The organism is Pseudomonas sp. B21-051 (assembly GCF_024748795.1).
Lineage (GTDB): Bacteria > Pseudomonadota > Gammaproteobacteria > Pseudomonadales > Pseudomonadaceae > Aquipseudomonas > Aquipseudomonas putida_A.
Genome location: NZ_CP087166.1, coordinates 5,862,246 through 5,879,298, shown reverse-complemented (window position 1 = coordinate 5,879,298; position 17,053 = coordinate 5,862,246). Strand labels below are relative to the sequence as shown.

Sequence of the window (17,053 nt, the reverse complement as noted above, 5' to 3'; positions counted from 1 at the left end):
GGACGTGTGATGAAAAAGTTTTTCAAGAAAGTCGGCGCCTTCCTGCGCCAGACCTGGGTCTGGACTCTGCTGCTGGTGCTGTTCGTGGCGCTGCTGGTGTGGTTCGTCGGCCCATTGTTGGCGGTGGATGACTACAAGTTCTGGGAGAGCGCGACCTCGCGTCTGCTGACCATCAGCGTGCTGTTCCTGATCTGGGGCCTGACCATGGTCTTCGTCAGCTGGCGCGCGGGCATCCGCAAGAAAGCCGTCGAAGAAACCGAAGATGGCCAGGATCGTATCCGTCGTGACGAACTGATCGAAGAAGAGCAGAAAGAGTTGAAGGCGCGCTTCAAGGACGCGCTGAAAACCCTGAAGACTTCGAGCCTGTATCGCGGCCGCAGCGAACGCTGGCGCAATGACTTGCCGTGGTACCTGCTGATCGGTCCGCAGGCTTCCGGCAAGACCAGTCTGCTGGACTTCTCCGGGCTGGAATTCCCGATCAACAAGATCGACCGCAAGCTGACCCGCGACACCCTCGGCACCCGTCATTGCGACTGGTACTTCGCCGACCACGGTGTGCTGATCGATACCGCCGGGCGCTACACCACACAGCCCGACGCGGAAGTCGACGGCAGTGCCTGGACCACCTTGCTCGAGTTGCTGCGCAAGCGTCGTCGCGGGCGTCCGTTGAACGGTGTGCTGGTGACCATTCCGGTGGAATCCCTGATCGGTGGCAGCGAGCAGGACATCGACACCCTGGCGCGCCAGGTGCGCGGTCGTCTGCAAGACGTCTATCAGAAACTGCACGTCGATGTGCCGGTGTATCTGGTGCTGAGCAAGGCGGACAAGCTGCTCGGGTTCGACGAGTTCTTCGATCAACTGACCCGCGAAGAAAGTGATCAGGTGCTGGGTACCAGTTTCCGCAAGGATCAGGTCGGCACCGACGTCGCGGTACTGCGCGGCGAGTTCGAAGAGCTGCTGCGGCGCCTGAACAATCAGGTGATCATGCGCATGCACTCCGAGCGCGATACCCAGCGCCGTGGCCGCATCCTCGACTTCCCGCATCAACTGGGGCAGATCGGCGAGCGCCTGTGCCTGTTCGTCGACATGGCGTTCACCGGCAACCGCTATCAGCGCGCGTCGCTGTTGCGTGGTTTCTACCTGACCAGTGCGCCGCACCTGACGCAGGAAATGGACGCAACTACCGCCGGCATCGGCGCCAGCCTCGGCATGAGTGCCGGCGTGCTGCCGACCCTGCGCAGTGGCCGTTCGCGCTTCATCCATCATCTGTTCAGCCGAGTGATTTTCCCCGAGTCGGATCTGGCCGGCCTCGACAAGCGCGAGCGCAGCCGCATCCATTGGGGCCAGCGTGCGTTGTACGTCGGCGCACTGGCGGCACTGGCGCTGTTCGGCATGCTCTGGGCCGGTGGTTTCTCGGCCAACTATGAGCGTCTGGAAAACCTGCGCACACTGGCGCAGAACTGGACTCAGCAGCGTTCGGCGCTGACCCCGCGTGATGATGCAATGGGCGTGCTGAAAACCCTCGACACCAGCTATGCCGCGACTCAGGTGTTCCCGAAGAAGGGCGACGTCTCGTACCACGAGCGTGGCGGTCTGTATCAGGGCGAAGACGTCAATCCGGTGGTCAGGCAAGCCTACGAGCACGAGCTCGAAGCGCAATTGCTGCCACGGGTCGCGACAATGCTCGAAGGGCAGATCCGCGCCAATATGAAGGACCGCGACAAGCTGCTCAACAGCCTGCGTGCGTACCTGATGCTGAACATGAAAGACCGTCGTGACGCGGTGTGGCTCAAGGACTGGGTCGCCACTGACTGGTCGCAGCGCTACACCGGCAACACCGCGGTGCAGAACGGCTTGAACACCCACCTCGAGCGCCTGCTGAAGCAGCCGTTCATCTACCCGCTGAACGATCAGCTGGTGACTCAGGCACGTCAGGTGCTGCGTGCCGAATCGCTGGCCACCGTGGTTTATCGCATGCTCCGCGAGCAAGCGCGCAACCTGCCGGAGTACCGTTTCAGCCAACACCTCGGCCCGCAGGGCTCGCTGTTCATCGGCACCGAATACGTGATCCCGGGCTTCTACACCCAGCAGGGTTATCAGCAGTACTTCTCGGTGCAGGGTTCGGCGCTGGTCACCGACATCCTGCGTGACAACTGGGTGCTGGGCGAAGGTGCGGGCATCAGCGACATGGACTTGCGTCGCCTGATGGTCGAGCTGGAGCAGCTGTATTTCCGCGACTACGCCAACTACTGGAGCGAGGCCGTTGGCCAGGTGGCCTTGCCGCCGATCAGCGACGCCGGTGAAGGCGCCGAGCAACTGGCGGGCCTGACGTCGGCCAACTCGCCGGTGCTGGCATTGCTCACTGAAGTGCGCGAGAACACGCGCTTCCCGGCGGCTGCCGATCCGGTGGATGAAGCCGGTGATGCTGCCGATGCACTGGCAGGGCAGAAAGGCAAACTGGGCAAGGTCGGCAAACTGGCCTCGGCGGTCGCCGACAAGGCTTCGGCGCTGAACGTGGCGAAGAGCCTGCCGGACACCGCGAAGAAATCCCTGCAACGTCGCTTCGAGCCGCTGCACCGTTTGCTCGACGACAACAACGGCCCGGCCGCAGACCTGACCCCGGCCATCAGCGCGCTCAACGACCTGCAACTGCAACTGTCCGGTCTGGCCCGTTCCAGCACGCCGGAACAAGCCGCGTTCGAAATGGCGAAAACCCGCATGAGCGGCCAGCGTGATGCGCTGACCAACCTGCGTGCGGCCTCGGGTCGCCTGCCGCGTCCGCTGAGCGTGTGGTTCAACGTGCTGGCCGAGGACTCGTGGCGCCTGGTGCTCAACGATGCTTACCAATACCTGAACGGCCGTTATCAGAACGAGCTGTACAGCGTGTATGGCAAAACCATCAGCAAGCGTTATCCGTTCAGCGCCAGCAGCACCAGCGACGTGGCGATCAGCGACTTCCGTGAGTTCTTCCGCGCTCAAGGCACCGTCGACCGCTTCTTCGACAGCTACATGCGTCCGTTCGTCAGCGGTGATCCGGGCAACTACCGGATGCGCAGCGTCGACGGTCACAGCCTGCCGGTATCGAAGATGTACCTCGACCAGATGGCAGCAGCCCTGACCATTCGTCAGAGCTTCTTCTCGATCAATCCGGCCGAGCCGACCGTTCAGTTCAAGCTGGAGCCGTACACCCTCGATCCGGCCGTCAGCCGTTCCGAGTTCAAGTTCGGCGACAAGACCATGGAATACCGCCACGGTCCGATCCTGCCGATGACGTTCAAGTGGCCGACCGATGCTGAAGACGGTCGCACCAGCCTGGTGATGGACAAGATGGCCGGGCGTCCGATCGGTATCGAGAAGAACTCCGGCCCATGGTCACTGTTCCGTCTGTTCGACCTGATGCAGACCGAATACCTGACCGGTCGCGACGTGCTGGTGCTGAAAGCCGACGTGGGTGGCCTGCGTGCCAACTACCTGCTGACCAGCCAGCGCACGCCGAACCCGTTCGACATGGGCGTGCTGCGTACCTTCCGTATGCCGGTGCAGCTCTGATGCTGGTGGCCAGTCCCTGGCGCAGCGCGGCGCGTACCGACCCGGGCAAGGTGCGGGCGCGCAACGAAGATGCCTTCCTCGACTCGCCACAGCAGGGGCTGTGGGTGGTCGCGGACGGCATGGGCGGTCATCAGGGTGGCGACATCGCCAGCCAGTTGATCGTCGCCAGCCTGGCTGAACTGCCGCCACACGAGGATTTCGACGAACGCCTCAAAGCCATCCGCCAGTGCCTGCACTGGCTGAACCGGCGTTTGGGGCAGGAATTGACGGTCACCGCCGGGCGTCACGACAGCATCATGGGCAGCACCGTCGTGGCGCTGCTGGTGGAAGGCAATCGTGCGGCCTGCATCTGGGCCGGCGACAGCCGTTGCTATATGTGGCGCGGGCAGCGGCTGTATCAGCTGTCCAAAGATCATTCGCTGCAACAGCAACTGATCGACGAGCAACAGATGAGCGTCGAACAGGCGGCAGCGCACCCGGCGGCTCAGGCGTTGACCCGAGCCGTCGGCGCCGCTGAACAGCTGACCCTGGATGTCCTCGAACTCGAGGTCTATCCGGGCGATGCGTTTTTGCTGTGCAGCGATGGTTTGTATCAGGGCCTGAGCAGCGATGCCCTCGGCAACGCCCTCAGCCTCAGCGCGCCGCATGTGGCGCTGGAACGCCTGTTCGACGGCGCCCTGCGTGGCGCCGCCCGGGACAACCTGACTGCCGTGGTGATCCGCCAATGACTGAAATCGAATCCTCAGTCGATGACTTGTTGATGAGCGAAGAGCAGGCCAACAACCTGACCTACTTCGCCTTCGCCAAGGCAAACAACGCCGAGCCGTTGCTGGCGCCGACCAAGGCCAGCATCGGTGCATTGCCGGACGTACTCGCCGGCCGCTACCACATCGAGCGTCTGCTCGGGGCGGGCGGCATGGGTGCGGTCTATCGGGCACGGGATCTGCTGCACGAGCAGTTCGGCGATCCCGACCCTTACATTGCGCTGAAAATCCTCAGCGAAGAATTTGCCGAATCGCCGGACGCCAGTGCCTTGCTCTACAGCGAGTTCGCCCTGACCCGACGCCTGCGCCACGACAACGTCGTGCGTGCACATACTTTTGAAGTCGACACCGACTGCCAGCGGGCCTTCATCACCATGGAATACATGCGTGGCCTGACCCTGGACAAACTGCTCTGCGAGCGGCCCCTCGGCCTGCCATGGAAAGAAACGCGCGACATCGCGCTGCCGCTGCTCGATACGCTGGCCTACGCCCACCGTCGCGGCGTGCTGCACGGTGACATGAAACCGAGCAACGTCATGCTCAGCGAAGACGGGCTGCGCCTGTTCGACTTCGGTCTCGGCCAGGCAGACGAGGGCGTGTTGCCCGGCCTGCCACACCTGAGCCGCGAGCGTTTCAACGCCTGGACCCCGGGCTACGCCGCCCCCGAACTGCTTGAGGGCCAACCGTTGTCGGCCAGCGCGGACGTGTACGGCGTGGCCTGCGTGATCTATGAACTGGCGAGCGGCAAACACCCGTTCCGCCGCTTGCCCTCGACCCAGGCCCGCGACGAGCACCTGGAGCGCGAGCTGCAAGCCCCGGCGAACCTGCCGAAACACGGCTGGCCAGCGCTGCGAACCGCGCTGAGCTTCAATGCGGCAGAACGCACCATCACTGCCGATCAATTGCGTGACGCCTTGGGCGCCACTTCGTCCTGGCTGCAACGGTTGCGACTTCGGGCGTAACGGACGACATTCGAACAGGGAGCGCTTTATGTTCAACCCAGCTAACGAAACCCACTTCAGCCTCAAGGTCGAAGACTACGTGGGCGACCTGCAAGTGCTGTCGTTCACCGGCACCGAAGGCATCAGCCAGCCGTTTCGCTTCGACCTCGAACTGGTCAGCGAAAACCCCGATCTGGACCTGGAAAAACTCCTGCACAAGCAGGCGTTTCTGGCGTTCGATCCACAAGGGTCAGGCATTCACGGGCAGATCTACCGCGTGGCCCAGGGCGATGCCGGCAAGCGCCTGACCCGCTACAAGGTGTCGCTGGTGCCGCAACTGCAATACCTGCATCACCGCACCAACCAGCGTATCTACCAGCAGATGTCGGCGCCGAAAATCATCGCGCTGATCCTCGATGAACACGGGATCAAGGGCAACGCCTACAGCTTCCAGCTTAGTCAGCCGTGCCCGGATCGCGACTACTGCGTGCAGTACGACGAAACCGATCTGCACTTCGTCCAGCGCCTGTGCGAGGAGGAGGGTATTCACTACCACTTCCAGCACAGCGACAAGGGCCACCTGCTGGTGTTCGGCGACGACCAAACCGTGTTTCCCGACCTCGGCCAGCCGACCGCCTACATACAGGGCAGCGGCATGGTCGCCGAAGAACCGGTGATCAAAGGCTTCAAACTGCGCCTGGAAACCCGCACCAGCCGCACCACGCGCCGCGACTACGACTTCGAAAAACCGCGCCTGCAGATGGAAGCGGCTTACAAGCCGGATGGCGAGAGCACTGAACCGGATCTCGAAGACTACGACTACCCGGGCCGCTTCATCGACCGCGCACGCGGCAAGTTCCTCAGCCAGCGCGCTCTCGAACGCCACCGCGCCGACTACCGTCAGGCCGAAGGTCGTGGCGACCAGACCAAACTGGTCAGCGGCCACTTCATGGCCCTGTCCGACCACCCGCGCAGCGAGTGGAACGACCTGTGGCTGCTCACCGAAATCTTCCACGAAGGCAAACAGCCGCAAGTCCTCGAAGAAGGCGTGACCAGCGACACCACCGACAACAAGGACGACTTCCACCAGGGCTACCGCAACACCTTCCTCGCCACCCCGTGGGACGTGTTCTACCGCCCGGCCCTCGAACACCCGAAACCGCGCGTGCTCGGCAGCCAGACCGCCATGGTCACCGGCCCCAAAGGTGAAGAAATCCACTGCGACCAATACGGCCGCATCAAAGTCCAGTTCCACTGGGACCGCGAAGGCCTGGCCGACGACAAAACCAGCTGCTGGCTACGCGTCTCCAGCTCCTGGGCCGGCGACCGCTACGGCGCCATCAGCATTCCGCGCATCGGCATGGAAGTCCTCGTCACCTTCCTCGAAGGCGACCCCGACCAACCCCTCGTCACCGGCTGCCTGTACCACAAGGAAAACCCGGTGCCGTACGCCCTCCCGGCGAACAAAACCCGCAGCGTGTTCAAAACCCTCAGCTCCCCGGGTGGTGGCGGTTACAACGAACTGCGCATCGAAGACAAAAAGGGCGCCGAGCAAATCTTCATCCACGCCCAGCGCGACTGGGATGAAAACGTCGAGCACGACCAGAAAATCCGCGTCGGCAACGAACGCCATGACACGGTGGTGAAGAACACTTACACCGAGCTGAAGGCTGAAGAACACCGCACCACGATCTCTGACCGCAAGATTGAGGCGAAGCTGGATGATCACCTGACGGTTGGGCAGAACCAGCATGTGAAGTTGGGCACGGCGCAACTCACCAGCGTGGGGAAAGAGATACACCTCAAGGCTGGGGACAAGATTGTCATTGAGGCGGGGACGGAGCTGACCATTCTTGGTGGTGGGAGCTTTATCAAGCTCGATGGTGGTGGTGTGACGGTGGTTGGGCCGGTGGTGAAGATTAATGCCGGTGGGTCGCCGGGGAGTGGGACTGGGATCGGGATTAAACCGCCGGTGCTGCCGGGGGCGGCGGATAAGGATAAGGCGGGGAGTTTGATGGATCAGGCGTTGGGGAATGCGGTGCCTGAGAAGGTTAAGCCGAAGGCTTTTTTTGTATTTTCTGAGTGATCGACATGAATGGTTTGTTGAAGAAGAGCAATGGCTTCGCCGTAGCGGCTTTCACCGCCTCGCTGTTGAGCCTGGTTCATGGAAGCGCTTATGCGGATGAGTGTCCGTCCGAGGACTTTTCCCAGTTCCTGCCGGCGTTCTCTGCGAGTGCTGAAATTCAGCAGCGGTTGACTGCGATGACGGTGAAATCGCTGGTTTTGAAACCTGCTGGGGAGAGCGGAAATTTTGAGCCGCAAACGACGGGAGTCAAAAGCTCGACATTGGCCTTTCCACTGATGGCGCCCGTAGCCACAGGTAAGACAGAAGGTGTCGAAGTCGAAGCGGTTGACGACAGTCACTTCAACGTTGTTGATAAGCGTGCAGGTAACAGCAACATCAAGATCTTTAACTTTTCTCGCCAGGCGTGTTGGGTTTTGGAGGGTGTTGAGGATTGGTCGATTAGTGAGAAAAATCTCGTAGTGGCGAGTACGCCGACCATGAACACCTCCGAGAATTTTTGTTATCAGCGCGCGCAAGCCTTCGCTGGGTTAGGTGGGTTAGAGCAGTATCGGCTAACCGGTGAACTGTTTGTGGCTGCGCTGGAAAACTATGAGTGCGCTGCTGCTTCTGGAGACCCACAAGCAAGTTTGAGTGCTGCGGGTCTGAGTCTTTCTGGAATGGCACCACAGTTGGAAACGGAAAAAGTCGAGGCGCTTTTCAAGGCTGCCGCGACAACGCTTGCCGACGGTGCAGCCTCTCTTTCGACTTTCTATTGCTACGGGAACAACCCTGTACCCGAAGGGCCTTGCCGACATCCAGAGCAAGCCGAAAAAGAGCTTATTCGCGCTGCATCAATGGGTTCGGTCGATGCGATGAATTACTTGGGTTACTCGTTTGAAGAAGGAAGGCTCGTTACCAAAGACATGTCCAGAGCGCTTGCCTGCTATCGCCTCGCCGCTGACAAGGGTAACGACACCGCTGCCGGAAATCTGAAACGTTTAAACGCGCAAGACGCTGCTGCTTCTACCAAGACCAGCTATTGCTATTAATTTGCAGGATGCAGAAATGACCGAACCACTCGATTTAAGAAACCAGTACACCGGCGGTGATTACGTCTACTTGATGGGAGGTAATGGCACTCAAACCAACGCGGCGGGAAAAAAACTGATCGATTGTTCACATATGGTGAACCTTCTGCTCACTGGCGCGGGCTACCAGATTGAGTATGAGGAGACGAGAGCTATGAACGCCTCCTCTCGCTTTTACACCGTAGTGCCGCCGACAGAGGTCAAGAAAGGGGACATTGCTCTTTGGATTGACATACTTCCTCTAACGGGAGGTAGTCGTCGTCTGTTTCATACTGGCATTGTCATGGAGTACAACGCGGCGACGCGTCAAGGAAAAATTTTTGGTGCTCAGACCACTAACGGACCTTCAGAAGCATTCTTTGGAACTAACCCGCCTGCTTACTACTGGCCTGTTCCAACAAAATTTCTGAGAGCTAAGGAGGAATATCGGACAGGTGCCACGCCAGCTCCCGCGCCGTCGGCAGCACCTGCACCGGCAGGCCCCGCCCCTCTGATGAACTTTCAATATCCGTTCAGAAAAGCTGACGGTAAACAGTTCGCTGATGCTGAGGAGGTTTACAAAGCCCTCGAGGCTGAAACTGCTGGCCACTACTTGCTAGGCAGCAACAAGTTCTGGCATGGCGGCATTCACATCAGCAATGCCAGCGCTCCTCAGTGCATCTTGAACGAACCAATTCGGTGTATGGCCGACGGTGAAGTCGTGGCCTACCGACTTAACGAAGATTATTTGGAGTCTACGTTCGGTGAAAATGAGAAAAAACTGAAGTATTCCAACTCGTTTTGTTTGGTGCGACATGAGTACAAATCTGCGCCGAACCCAGAAGACGGACCGAATAAAGGCAAGCAAAACAAGCTGAATTTCTACAGCTTGTACATGCACCTTCTGCCCTTCAAGCGTTATCCGCTGACTGAGGAAGAAACTCCGAAGCCTCAAGTGACCATGAAAGTAAGTGACTTCAACGCTTACGACGATTTCCCTGAATCCAGTAGCGTTCAGAACGTCGGCAAGCTCGTTGCGGGGACCAAACTTGAAATACTGGATCAAAAGGCCCTAGGCACAGTTACCTACGCAAAAGGGAAAATCCTGTCAGGTAGTGTGAAAAAAAGCGGTCACAAAGTTCGCGAGACTGGCAAAGAGGTTTGGTTCGCATACTTGAAAGACGGAGAACCCTACAAAAACTCCAAACCCGCACGTATATGGCTGGCAGACCCGATCCCGGAGCGTTTAAAGCCAAAATATTGGCAAGGTAAGGTGAAAGGAACCGCGTTGACAAGATTGGATCTTTATCAGGGTCCTATCTCTGCCCAAAATGGGCAGAATGCCGGTGATAAGATTGGCTCGCTGCAACTTAACCCTCAAAGTTCTGTGGAATTTGAAAGCAAAGAGGTACTGAACCTCAATGTTGCAGGGACAATTCGTAGAATGGCGAAATGTACCAGCAGCGGTAGCTTGGCTGGGACGGGAAACCTTCCTCCCAGCTTCTGGGTGATTGTGGAAAACGAATATGTTGCCTGGGATGTAATCCCGAGTAGCTTCAATTCTGTAGAGCCTGCAAGTACCGGTATCAAGGCAGGTGATCCGATCGGATACTTAGGGCTGACAGAAAACCTCACAGGCGAAGATGGCGGCGTAACCAATAAGTATCAGGTTCATGTCGAGATATTCACTGCTGATGTCGACGTAGAAAATTTTCTTCAAAACGCTGCTGATTTGAAGATAGGTAAACAATATCTACATCTTTTGGCAGGAGCTGAGCTCAAGAAAAAGGCGCCTGCTACCGGTAGTATTCCGGTCAAAAAGGAGCATGTTGTTGATTTAAGCAAGGCTCCCGTGATCAAGGAAGGCGATGAAAGCTGGTATGACGTCAGTGTGGTGGAAGACGATCAACCGTTAAAGGGACTTGTTAAAAAATCTGGCGCAACGCTCATCACTCAGCACGACTGGGAGAAATTGGGTTTTCAGATCGTGGAAGAAACAAACACCGTTGCCGATGGATTCCTCGACCCTCAAGACATGCCTCAGTTCTTCAAAGATCTTTTCGTCAAAATTGATAAAAACCACGACGGGGATGTTGATAGCAATGAACTCTCTGAGGCATTGAAAAATGTTGATATGAGAGATCACTGGGCGAAGCTCATTGCTCACCATCCAACTGAGTGGAAGGACAAGGCGGAGTCGGTTAAGTGGAGTAAGTTGGATAAAATACTAGAAGCATCTCCAAAAAAGTTGAAGCACGAAAAAGAACGGATAAGCAAATATGTTTTTTGGAGTGAGCTGTCTGGTAAGGCCGCTGTTAGTTCAGATGTAGTTTGGCATTTTCATCCGGTTGAATTCATAAAAAATATGACCGCTAAAAAAATCTGCGAGTGCAATGCTATTGTTAAAGTGACTCGTTGGAATTCTAGCACTATGACCCATTATGGCCCGCTACATACCGGTGATAAAGAGTTAGGCAGTGCTCCTCAATGGGATGAGCTAGTATCTGCGGGGAGGATTACAGCGGATGAAAAGAAAATTATTGTTGTCATGTCGGGGAATGAAGCAAAAATCAATGGGGTACAGTGTTATGACAGTGAAGTGATCACTGCGGGAGCGATGCAGAAAACAATGAAAGTCACCGGTGGCGGTGAGCTGCCAGATCAAATTAAAAAATTCAAGGATCAATATCCAGATGCATATGTAGAATTTTTTGAATCTAAAGGTTGGAAATTAGATGAAGCTGGTGTATCTCCGCAATTATATTATCAGGGGGAGGCTCGAGCTAACGGCGCTAAATTGGAAAAACAGGCGCTAAAAGAAAACCTGCAACTTGGATGTAATGAAGCGACCTTTGGCAAGGTAATTGATTGCCAACCAGTTTCTGCGATGGCGTGTGCAATTGCTAGCCCGCTATACGTGGAAATACAAATAATGGATTTTATTGATAGGCTGCATGCTGCATTGAGTAAAGTGCCCGCGGGGTACAGCTTTAGTGCCGAAAAGTTATTTAAGTCTCCTTTAGGAAAGGCTGTAGTACTTGATCATGATATAAATAGGCCCGCCTTTGTCAAGGATGATTTAGGTGCAGCGCTCGACACGTTTTTCTCCCAGAATCCGGCGGTAAGTAGGAATATTGATACCTGGGGGGCGGCGCACGGCGCGAATGAGCGGAAGGTTCTCGATTTGTATGGTAATAACAGAAGAATGACGAATCCATCTCTCCGTTATAATCACTTAAAGGCAGGGCTTTGAAAATGTTAAAGGCAAAATTTTTTATAGGTACATGTCTAATTTTTTCAATTGGATCTTTTTGTAATGCCGCAGATTCGAGTTTGACGAGTGCCGATGGTGCGATGCTCAAGTTTTCTTCTTGGGATCAAGGTGCCGCTGTATGGAAGCGCGCTACCTTCTCCAAGATGAACGACAGCTATGATTTATACGATAATGGGAACAAAACTTCAGTTGGCGTAGGTATTAACTCTGATTCTCTTTCACCCAGCAAAAAATATGCGTTGGTTCAGCGAACTGTATTTGGAGAGTTGAGCAATGGGCAAGAGGTGGTTGCCACCGAGAATAATTATTGCGATATGGTTTCAATGGATACTGGTTGCGTACTTTTGTCTCGCTCCGCTGAAGCGTGTTCAGGAAGTTGGAAAGGGGGAAATTGGTTGACTGATAGGGGAGAGGTGATTGTGCCGAACTTGGAGACGATTTCTCCTAACAACCTAATAAAGTCAGTGGAATCGATTAATAATGCGTCTGCGAAGGGACTTGCTGTAAAAGACCAACTATTCATGGGTGTCGAATCTTATATGAGTTGCTACCCGGCCAGTAAGAACGTCCAAGCCTTGAACAATGTCGGTTTCTATCTAGCACAAGCAGGTGATGATTCGTCCGCACTGAGGATTTATCGGGAAATAGAAAAAGTTGGTAAGCGGACTGTGCTGATGCTCAATATCGCGGACTCCTTGTGGAATTTGAAAGAAACTTCCGAGGCTGCGAAATATTACAAAAAATACTCTGACGCCATGATCGCGGAAGGTAAAGCCGGAAAAGTGCCTGCACGCGTTGCTGAACGGGCGAAATAGCGACGCGAGGGAGGTTTCGATCCTGGGCGGCATGCGCACCACCGAGGCGTATGTGCGGTGATCGCGTGGATGGGCGTGTGGTTAATCCAGGCTCGACATTTTTGCGGGAATTGCTTAAGCCTTCGGCAGTGATGCCGTAAGTTGACCCGCAGTGTAATGGGGACAGGCCACGTTTTAGTAATTGCTCGAAAACCGTGGTCTGTCCCCATTTTTCTTATGTGCATAATCAGCGAAATCCTTCAGATATTCAGGATTTCGTGGCCAATCCAGATCTCTTGATTTCCTCAACCGAATACGGTGTTGAGTCCGCCTCCGTCTTCTGGTTTACCAAAACTGGTCAGGGAGGCACAAAATTGTGCGAAGTTGCCAAGACGGGTAGCGTGGTCGATGTAACGCAAATGGTGAATGGAGGTCAAAACGGGTATACGGACAGGAACAACAGATACCAAGCCCTCGCTGCACTAATGAATATTAACTAAGGGTCATTCGCTATGCTTCGTTTTTTCATGTTTGCTTTCGTTTTTCTTATAGCAAATTCCAGCAGTGCGCAAGATGTGGATTATCTTCAGGGTCGAGTGATTCAGGGCCCGTTTAAAACTAATGTTGTAAATGGTGGGGAACTGTACTTTTTGCAGACAGGGAGCGCAGAGTTTCCGGTTTCCTTGGTTTTGGATGTTGTTGGTGCTGATAATAAAAAAAATAGAAGTCTTGTCGATAAATACGATGTAGCTGGGTCAGATCCAAAAATTGAGTCGATTTTCTTTTATCCGGTAAAGGGTAAAAAAAATGTGCTTGTTTTGGTTTCTTGGGAAATTACGAGCAGAGGAATCGGGACGTACGGAACCCTTTATCAAGTTTATGGGTATGGAAAAAGTGCGGACAATAAACTGGTTGTGAATAAGCTTGTCAGGTTTGATAAGAACTTGAGTGGGATGGAAGGGTATCAGGAAGGTGAGGAGCAACATTTTCCTTATGTTAATGCAGGGTTGATAAAATCTTATATAAAGAAAATAAATGGTGCTAAATAGCGATGGCTGCCAATGCTTTGCGTTTAATAGGGCAGGCCACGCTTTATTATGCGCGAACATGGTTTGGCCCCGGTTCGCCAAGCGCAAAATCTGAATGACTCTAGGATGAACACAGTGAACCGTTTCGTTTTTACCCTTCTGTCCGTTCTGCTGCCTGTTTCAGCGGTCTATGCGCAGGACGACTGCAGCCATGTCACCTCAAGTCTGGAAATGGTGCCCTGCTCGGAGGCGGCGAAGAAGGCTGCCGATGCGCAGTTGAACGTCAGCTACAAGCAGTTGATGACGCGGCTTGAGTCTGACTATCGGACAGATCCGGCGTTGGGTGTGGAGTACGCGGCGAAGGTCAAGGAGTCGCAGCGTGCATGGTTGAAATTGCGTGATGCGAATTGTCCGTTGGAGGCATTCGAGATCGAGGCGGGGATGCCGGCGCATGTGTTCGCCGTTAACTCGTGCATCGCCAGAATGAGCCGCGAGCGCTCGGCGTATCTGGACAAGATCGTCCCTGCGCTTGCATCCGATAAGAGCGCTTCGACGGCTCCCACCAGCGACGCTTGCCCCTCGGAGGAGTTCGCCCCTTTCCTGACTGCGTTTTCCGCCAACAGCGAATCACAACGCCGGCTCACTGCGATGACGGTCAAGTCGCTGGTGTTGAAACCGGTAGCGGGAAAGGAGCGAAGTACTTTTGAGCCTTCGACCTCGGGTGTCAGTGGAGCTACTTTCACCTATCCGCTGATGGCTGCAATCACACCCGGCAAGACACCAGGGGTCGAGATCGAAGAGGTTGATGACAGTCACGTCAAGGTGGTGGATAAACGGGCGGGCAACAGTAATATCAAGATCTTCAACTTCTCTCGTCAGGCGTGCTGGGTGCTGGAGGGGATTGAGGACTGGTCGATCAGTGAGAAGGATCTTGTCGCAACACGTAATCTGGGAATGAGCCGCGCAGAGAATTTCTGTGAACAACGTGCTGAAGCTTTAGGAGGGCTGGGATTTCTTGAGCAATATCCGCTGACTGCGGAGTTGATTGAGGCGTCGCTGGAAAATTATGTATGTGCTGCGGAGTCGGGTGACGCGAAGGCGAGCCTGTCGGCGGCACGCCTGAGTCTTTCGCAGATGGCCTCTCAGCTGGAAATCAGCAAGGTTGAGGCGCTGTTCAAAGCGGCCTCGAAAATACCAAGTGGCGCGCTGGGCTATGCCACGTTTCTTTGTTCAGGAAACTCCACCGACTATAACGGCCCTTGCCTCCATCCCAAGCAGGCAGAAGAGCAGGTCATTCGGGCGATCACCATGGGTTCCACAGATGCGATGAGTTATCTGGCTTCTACCTTTGAGGGTGGTGAGTTGGGAGCGAAGGATATGTCTCGGGCGTTAGCCTGTTATCAGATGGCGGCTGACAAAGGTGATGAGTCGAGCATCAACAGTTTGAAGCGATTGGGGTCGCAGCCGATCAAGGCCAGTCACTGCATTTGAAGTTCGGGGTGATGTTTGATGCGCTTCCGCAAATGTTAAGTCTGAGTCCGTCACGCTTAAAAGTTTAATACTTGAGCATCTGACGACAGCGATTTTCCTTTAAGCTCCCCACCCCCCCAAGGAATGCGCTCAGGACACGGAATGCCAGCCCCCTCTACCTCGCTCCGCCCAGCACTCGTGCTCTGGCTATACGCCGCTGCGATCGTGCACATTCTCGCCGGCCTCACCCTGACCTGGGCCGGGCATTCCGGCTTACTCGACAGCTACTTGCACAATCTCGAACTCGCATTCTGGGGCGCAGGTGCAGTCCCTGCCGCCGGCCACGAACAGCAGATCTGGTGGCTCGCGCTGTTCGGCGCGACGCTGCAAAGTTATTCCTTGTACATGCTCGCGCTGGTGCACCTTGGCAACCGTCTCAAAACCTCGGCAGCCTGGGGCTGGCTGATTGCCGGGATCCTGTTATGGGCGCCACAAGACATGTGGCTCTCGGCGCAACTGCAGGTCTGGTCGCACCTGTGGCTCGATGCTTTTGCATTGCTCGTGCTATTGCCGCCGTTGAGCTGGCTGTATGTCCACGATCGCCAAAAAATCACTCAATAACTGGGCATTGGGCATATTGGTAATGAAGGAGCTATAGCGTGAAAGGATTTTCGATTCTGCTCGGCTGCTTGGTATTGGTAGCCTCCTCGACGGCGCTTGCGGTAGAGACGTGTAACCCAGACAGTTTTTCCAACCCAGACTTGATCATTTGCGGCCAGCAAACCTTCGAGAAGGTCGACGCTGTGTTGAACGAGCAATACAAAAAAGCGCTGACGAGTTTGGCTCCTGCGGAGCAGAGCCATCTGAGAGATGTGCAAAAGAACTGGGTGCGTTTCAAAGAGTCGTTTTGCGAGGAGCTTTATCAATCCACTTTGCCGGGCGCTGAGGCGCCAATCGAGAGACTGGGGTGTCTGGTACAAACGACCAATGCCCGGTTGGGAGAGTTGATTGCCCTGCAGACGGGCTTATCGCTAGATGGCTTTTACAAAGCCGCATCTGCGATTGCGGGGAAGGATCGTGAGAGAAATTTAGCGGCCGCCATTGAGCGACTGGGAGGGGATGAGTTCAATGATCCCCTTTGGAAGACGTACGCAGAAGGGCATTGTGAGATGGCTGGCCGTCTGTGGCGTGAAGACGTCGCCTACTGCGCGGTGAGGATGCGTTTTCAATTACCCATGAACCGCTAAAGAACGCTTCGCCAGAAACAGGCTGTCAGTGGTGAGCCGGGGTTCATTGAGAAAGGGGACTTAACGTCCCCTTTTTTCATCCGCAAATCCCGCTACGACTTGGCTGCCAGGTTTCGCACTTCAATATGGTCGAGCGTCCCTTCCACCATCAATCGCACCCCGTCCGCCATTCTGCTCAGGGCCAGTGCTACCGAGCGACGGGAGCCGTGGAGGTCGTCGGCGAGGTCGCAGGCGATGGCGCTGATGGACAGGAGGTCTTCGGAGGCGTTGGCCATCAGGGCTTCGGCGTCGGTGCCGGGGGTGAGGCTGAAGAGGCCGGTTTCGCGTTTGGGTTGGGATTCGGTGCGCGGTTTGAAATGGTGGTCGAGGGCGCGTTCGGCGGCCTCGTGGAATTTCTTGGATTCCAGCGATTCGTAGGGCGATATGTCTGGGGTTTCGGGGGGATTGGGTGTTGGTTTGATCATAAGTATTTTCCGAGTTATGGAGCCAACACCGTTTCGCTTGCTTCGAGAGGGTGGCAGCTGTGCATAGGTGTGCAAGACCGGACTCGGAAACCGGCAGACCCGAAGGCCTCCCATACACAGCCGCCATAACAGTTCGCGAGCATAGGAAAACACCCGGCGAATAGCCATAACTGAATGCATGACGAGTCTGGACTTGCACGTCCGAGTCACCGATTTTGCGGAGACACACACAGGCTATCGACGATGCTCCAACCTGCCTAGTTCTCGCACAACACCACGCCTTGCAGGAAATTTCCCATAGGTTTGCAGGCCGGAAGATCAAAAGATCGCAGCCTTCGGCAGCTCCTACAGGGATGTGTTTCAACAGGTGTAGGACGGTGGGTGCTGAGG

General features: G+C 55.6%; 12 protein-coding genes. 11 read left to right on the top strand and 1 reads right to left on the bottom strand.

The window, feature by feature from the left end:
- Positions 1-9: 9 nt before the first annotated feature.
- From tssM to LOY52_RS26535, 11 genes are all read left to right on the top strand, one after another.
- Entirely contained in the window at positions 10-3,549 is a 3,540-nt protein-coding gene (tssM, locus tag LOY52_RS26585) for a type VI secretion system membrane subunit TssM (protein WP_258677312.1), read from the top strand.
- Positions 3,549-4,277 (top strand): PP2C family serine/threonine-protein phosphatase, encoded by a 729-nt coding sequence (locus LOY52_RS26580; protein ID WP_258677310.1) that lies wholly within the window; start codon positions 3,549-3,551, stop codon positions 4,275-4,277. Before tssM ends, LOY52_RS26580 begins: the two co-directional genes overlap by 1 nt.
- Complete coding sequence (locus tag LOY52_RS26575; protein WP_258677308.1) at positions 4,274-5,275, top strand: serine/threonine-protein kinase; 1,002 nt, start codon at positions 4,274-4,276, stop codon at positions 5,273-5,275. Before LOY52_RS26580 ends, LOY52_RS26575 begins: the two co-directional genes overlap by 4 nt.
- Positions 5,276-5,303: 28 nt before the next feature.
- The gene (locus LOY52_RS26570) at positions 5,304-7,340 is read left to right on the top strand and encodes a type VI secretion system tip protein VgrG (protein WP_258677306.1); all 2,037 of its coding nucleotides are present in this window, start codon (positions 5,304-5,306) and stop codon (positions 7,338-7,340) included.
- 5 nt (positions 7,341-7,345) lie between these two features.
- Positions 7,346-8,368, top strand: coding sequence for a tetratricopeptide repeat protein (locus LOY52_RS26565; protein WP_097089480.1), 1,023 nt, complete (start codon positions 7,346-7,348; stop codon positions 8,366-8,368).
- A 16-nt stretch (positions 8,369-8,384) separates the two neighbouring features.
- The gene (locus LOY52_RS26560) at positions 8,385-11,639 is read left to right on the top strand and encodes an EF-hand domain-containing protein (RefSeq protein WP_027610393.1); all 3,255 of its coding nucleotides are present in this window, start codon (positions 8,385-8,387) and stop codon (positions 11,637-11,639) included.
- 2 nt (positions 11,640-11,641) lie between these two features.
- The gene (locus tag LOY52_RS26555) at positions 11,642-12,475 is read left to right on the top strand and encodes a type IV pilus biogenesis/stability protein PilW (protein ID WP_143503114.1); all 834 of its coding nucleotides are present in this window, start codon (positions 11,642-11,644) and stop codon (positions 12,473-12,475) included.
- Between the two features lie 491 nt (positions 12,476-12,966).
- Positions 12,967-13,503: a hypothetical protein gene (locus LOY52_RS26550; RefSeq protein ID WP_027610394.1), complete on the top strand. Its 537-nt coding sequence runs from the start codon at positions 12,967-12,969 to the stop codon at positions 13,501-13,503.
- 114 nt (positions 13,504-13,617) lie between these two features.
- The gene (locus LOY52_RS26545) at positions 13,618-14,973 is read left to right on the top strand and encodes a lysozyme inhibitor LprI family protein (protein WP_027610395.1); all 1,356 of its coding nucleotides are present in this window, start codon (positions 13,618-13,620) and stop codon (positions 14,971-14,973) included.
- Between the two features lie 141 nt (positions 14,974-15,114).
- Entirely contained in the window at positions 15,115-15,573 is a 459-nt protein-coding gene (locus LOY52_RS26540; protein WP_027610396.1) for a hypothetical protein, read from the top strand.
- A 38-nt stretch (positions 15,574-15,611) separates the two neighbouring features.
- Positions 15,612-16,199, top strand: a complete 588-nt coding sequence (locus tag LOY52_RS26535) for a lysozyme inhibitor LprI family protein (protein ID WP_027610397.1) — start codon at positions 15,612-15,614, stop codon at positions 16,197-16,199.
- Between the two features lie 92 nt (positions 16,200-16,291).
- On the opposite strand, the gene LOY52_RS26530 is transcribed toward LOY52_RS26535, so the two are convergent.
- Positions 16,292-16,663 carry a DUF6124 family protein gene (locus LOY52_RS26530; protein ID WP_027610398.1) on the bottom strand — a complete coding sequence of 124 codons (372 nt, stop codon included), beginning with the start codon at positions 16,661-16,663 and terminating at the stop codon, positions 16,292-16,294.
- Between the last annotated feature and the right edge of the window lie 390 nt (positions 16,664-17,053).

Excerpts from the sequence above, each read along its gene's own strand:
- tssM (WP_258677312.1), top strand. The coding sequence starts at position 10 with ATGAAAAAGTTTTTCAAGAAAGTCGGCGCCTTCCTGCGCCAGACCTGG.
- LOY52_RS26580 (WP_258677310.1), top strand. The coding sequence starts at position 3,549 with ATGCTGGTGGCCAGTCCCTGGCGCAGCGCGGCGCGTACCGACCCGGGC.
- LOY52_RS26575 (WP_258677308.1), top strand. The coding sequence starts at position 4,274 with ATGACTGAAATCGAATCCTCAGTCGATGACTTGTTGATGAGCGAAGAG.
- LOY52_RS26570 (WP_258677306.1), top strand. The coding sequence starts at position 5,304 with ATGTTCAACCCAGCTAACGAAACCCACTTCAGCCTCAAGGTCGAAGAC.
- LOY52_RS26565 (WP_097089480.1), top strand. The coding sequence starts at position 7,346 with ATGAATGGTTTGTTGAAGAAGAGCAATGGCTTCGCCGTAGCGGCTTTC.
- LOY52_RS26560 (WP_027610393.1), top strand. The coding sequence starts at position 8,385 with ATGACCGAACCACTCGATTTAAGAAACCAGTACACCGGCGGTGATTAC.
- LOY52_RS26555 (WP_143503114.1), top strand. The coding sequence starts at position 11,642 with ATGTTAAAGGCAAAATTTTTTATAGGTACATGTCTAATTTTTTCAATT.
- LOY52_RS26550 (WP_027610394.1), top strand. The coding sequence starts at position 12,967 with ATGCTTCGTTTTTTCATGTTTGCTTTCGTTTTTCTTATAGCAAATTCC.
- LOY52_RS26540 (WP_027610396.1), top strand. The coding sequence starts at position 15,115 with ATGCCAGCCCCCTCTACCTCGCTCCGCCCAGCACTCGTGCTCTGGCTA.
- LOY52_RS26530 (WP_027610398.1), bottom strand. The coding sequence starts at position 16,663 with ATGATCAAACCAACACCCAATCCCCCCGAAACCCCAGACATATCGCCC.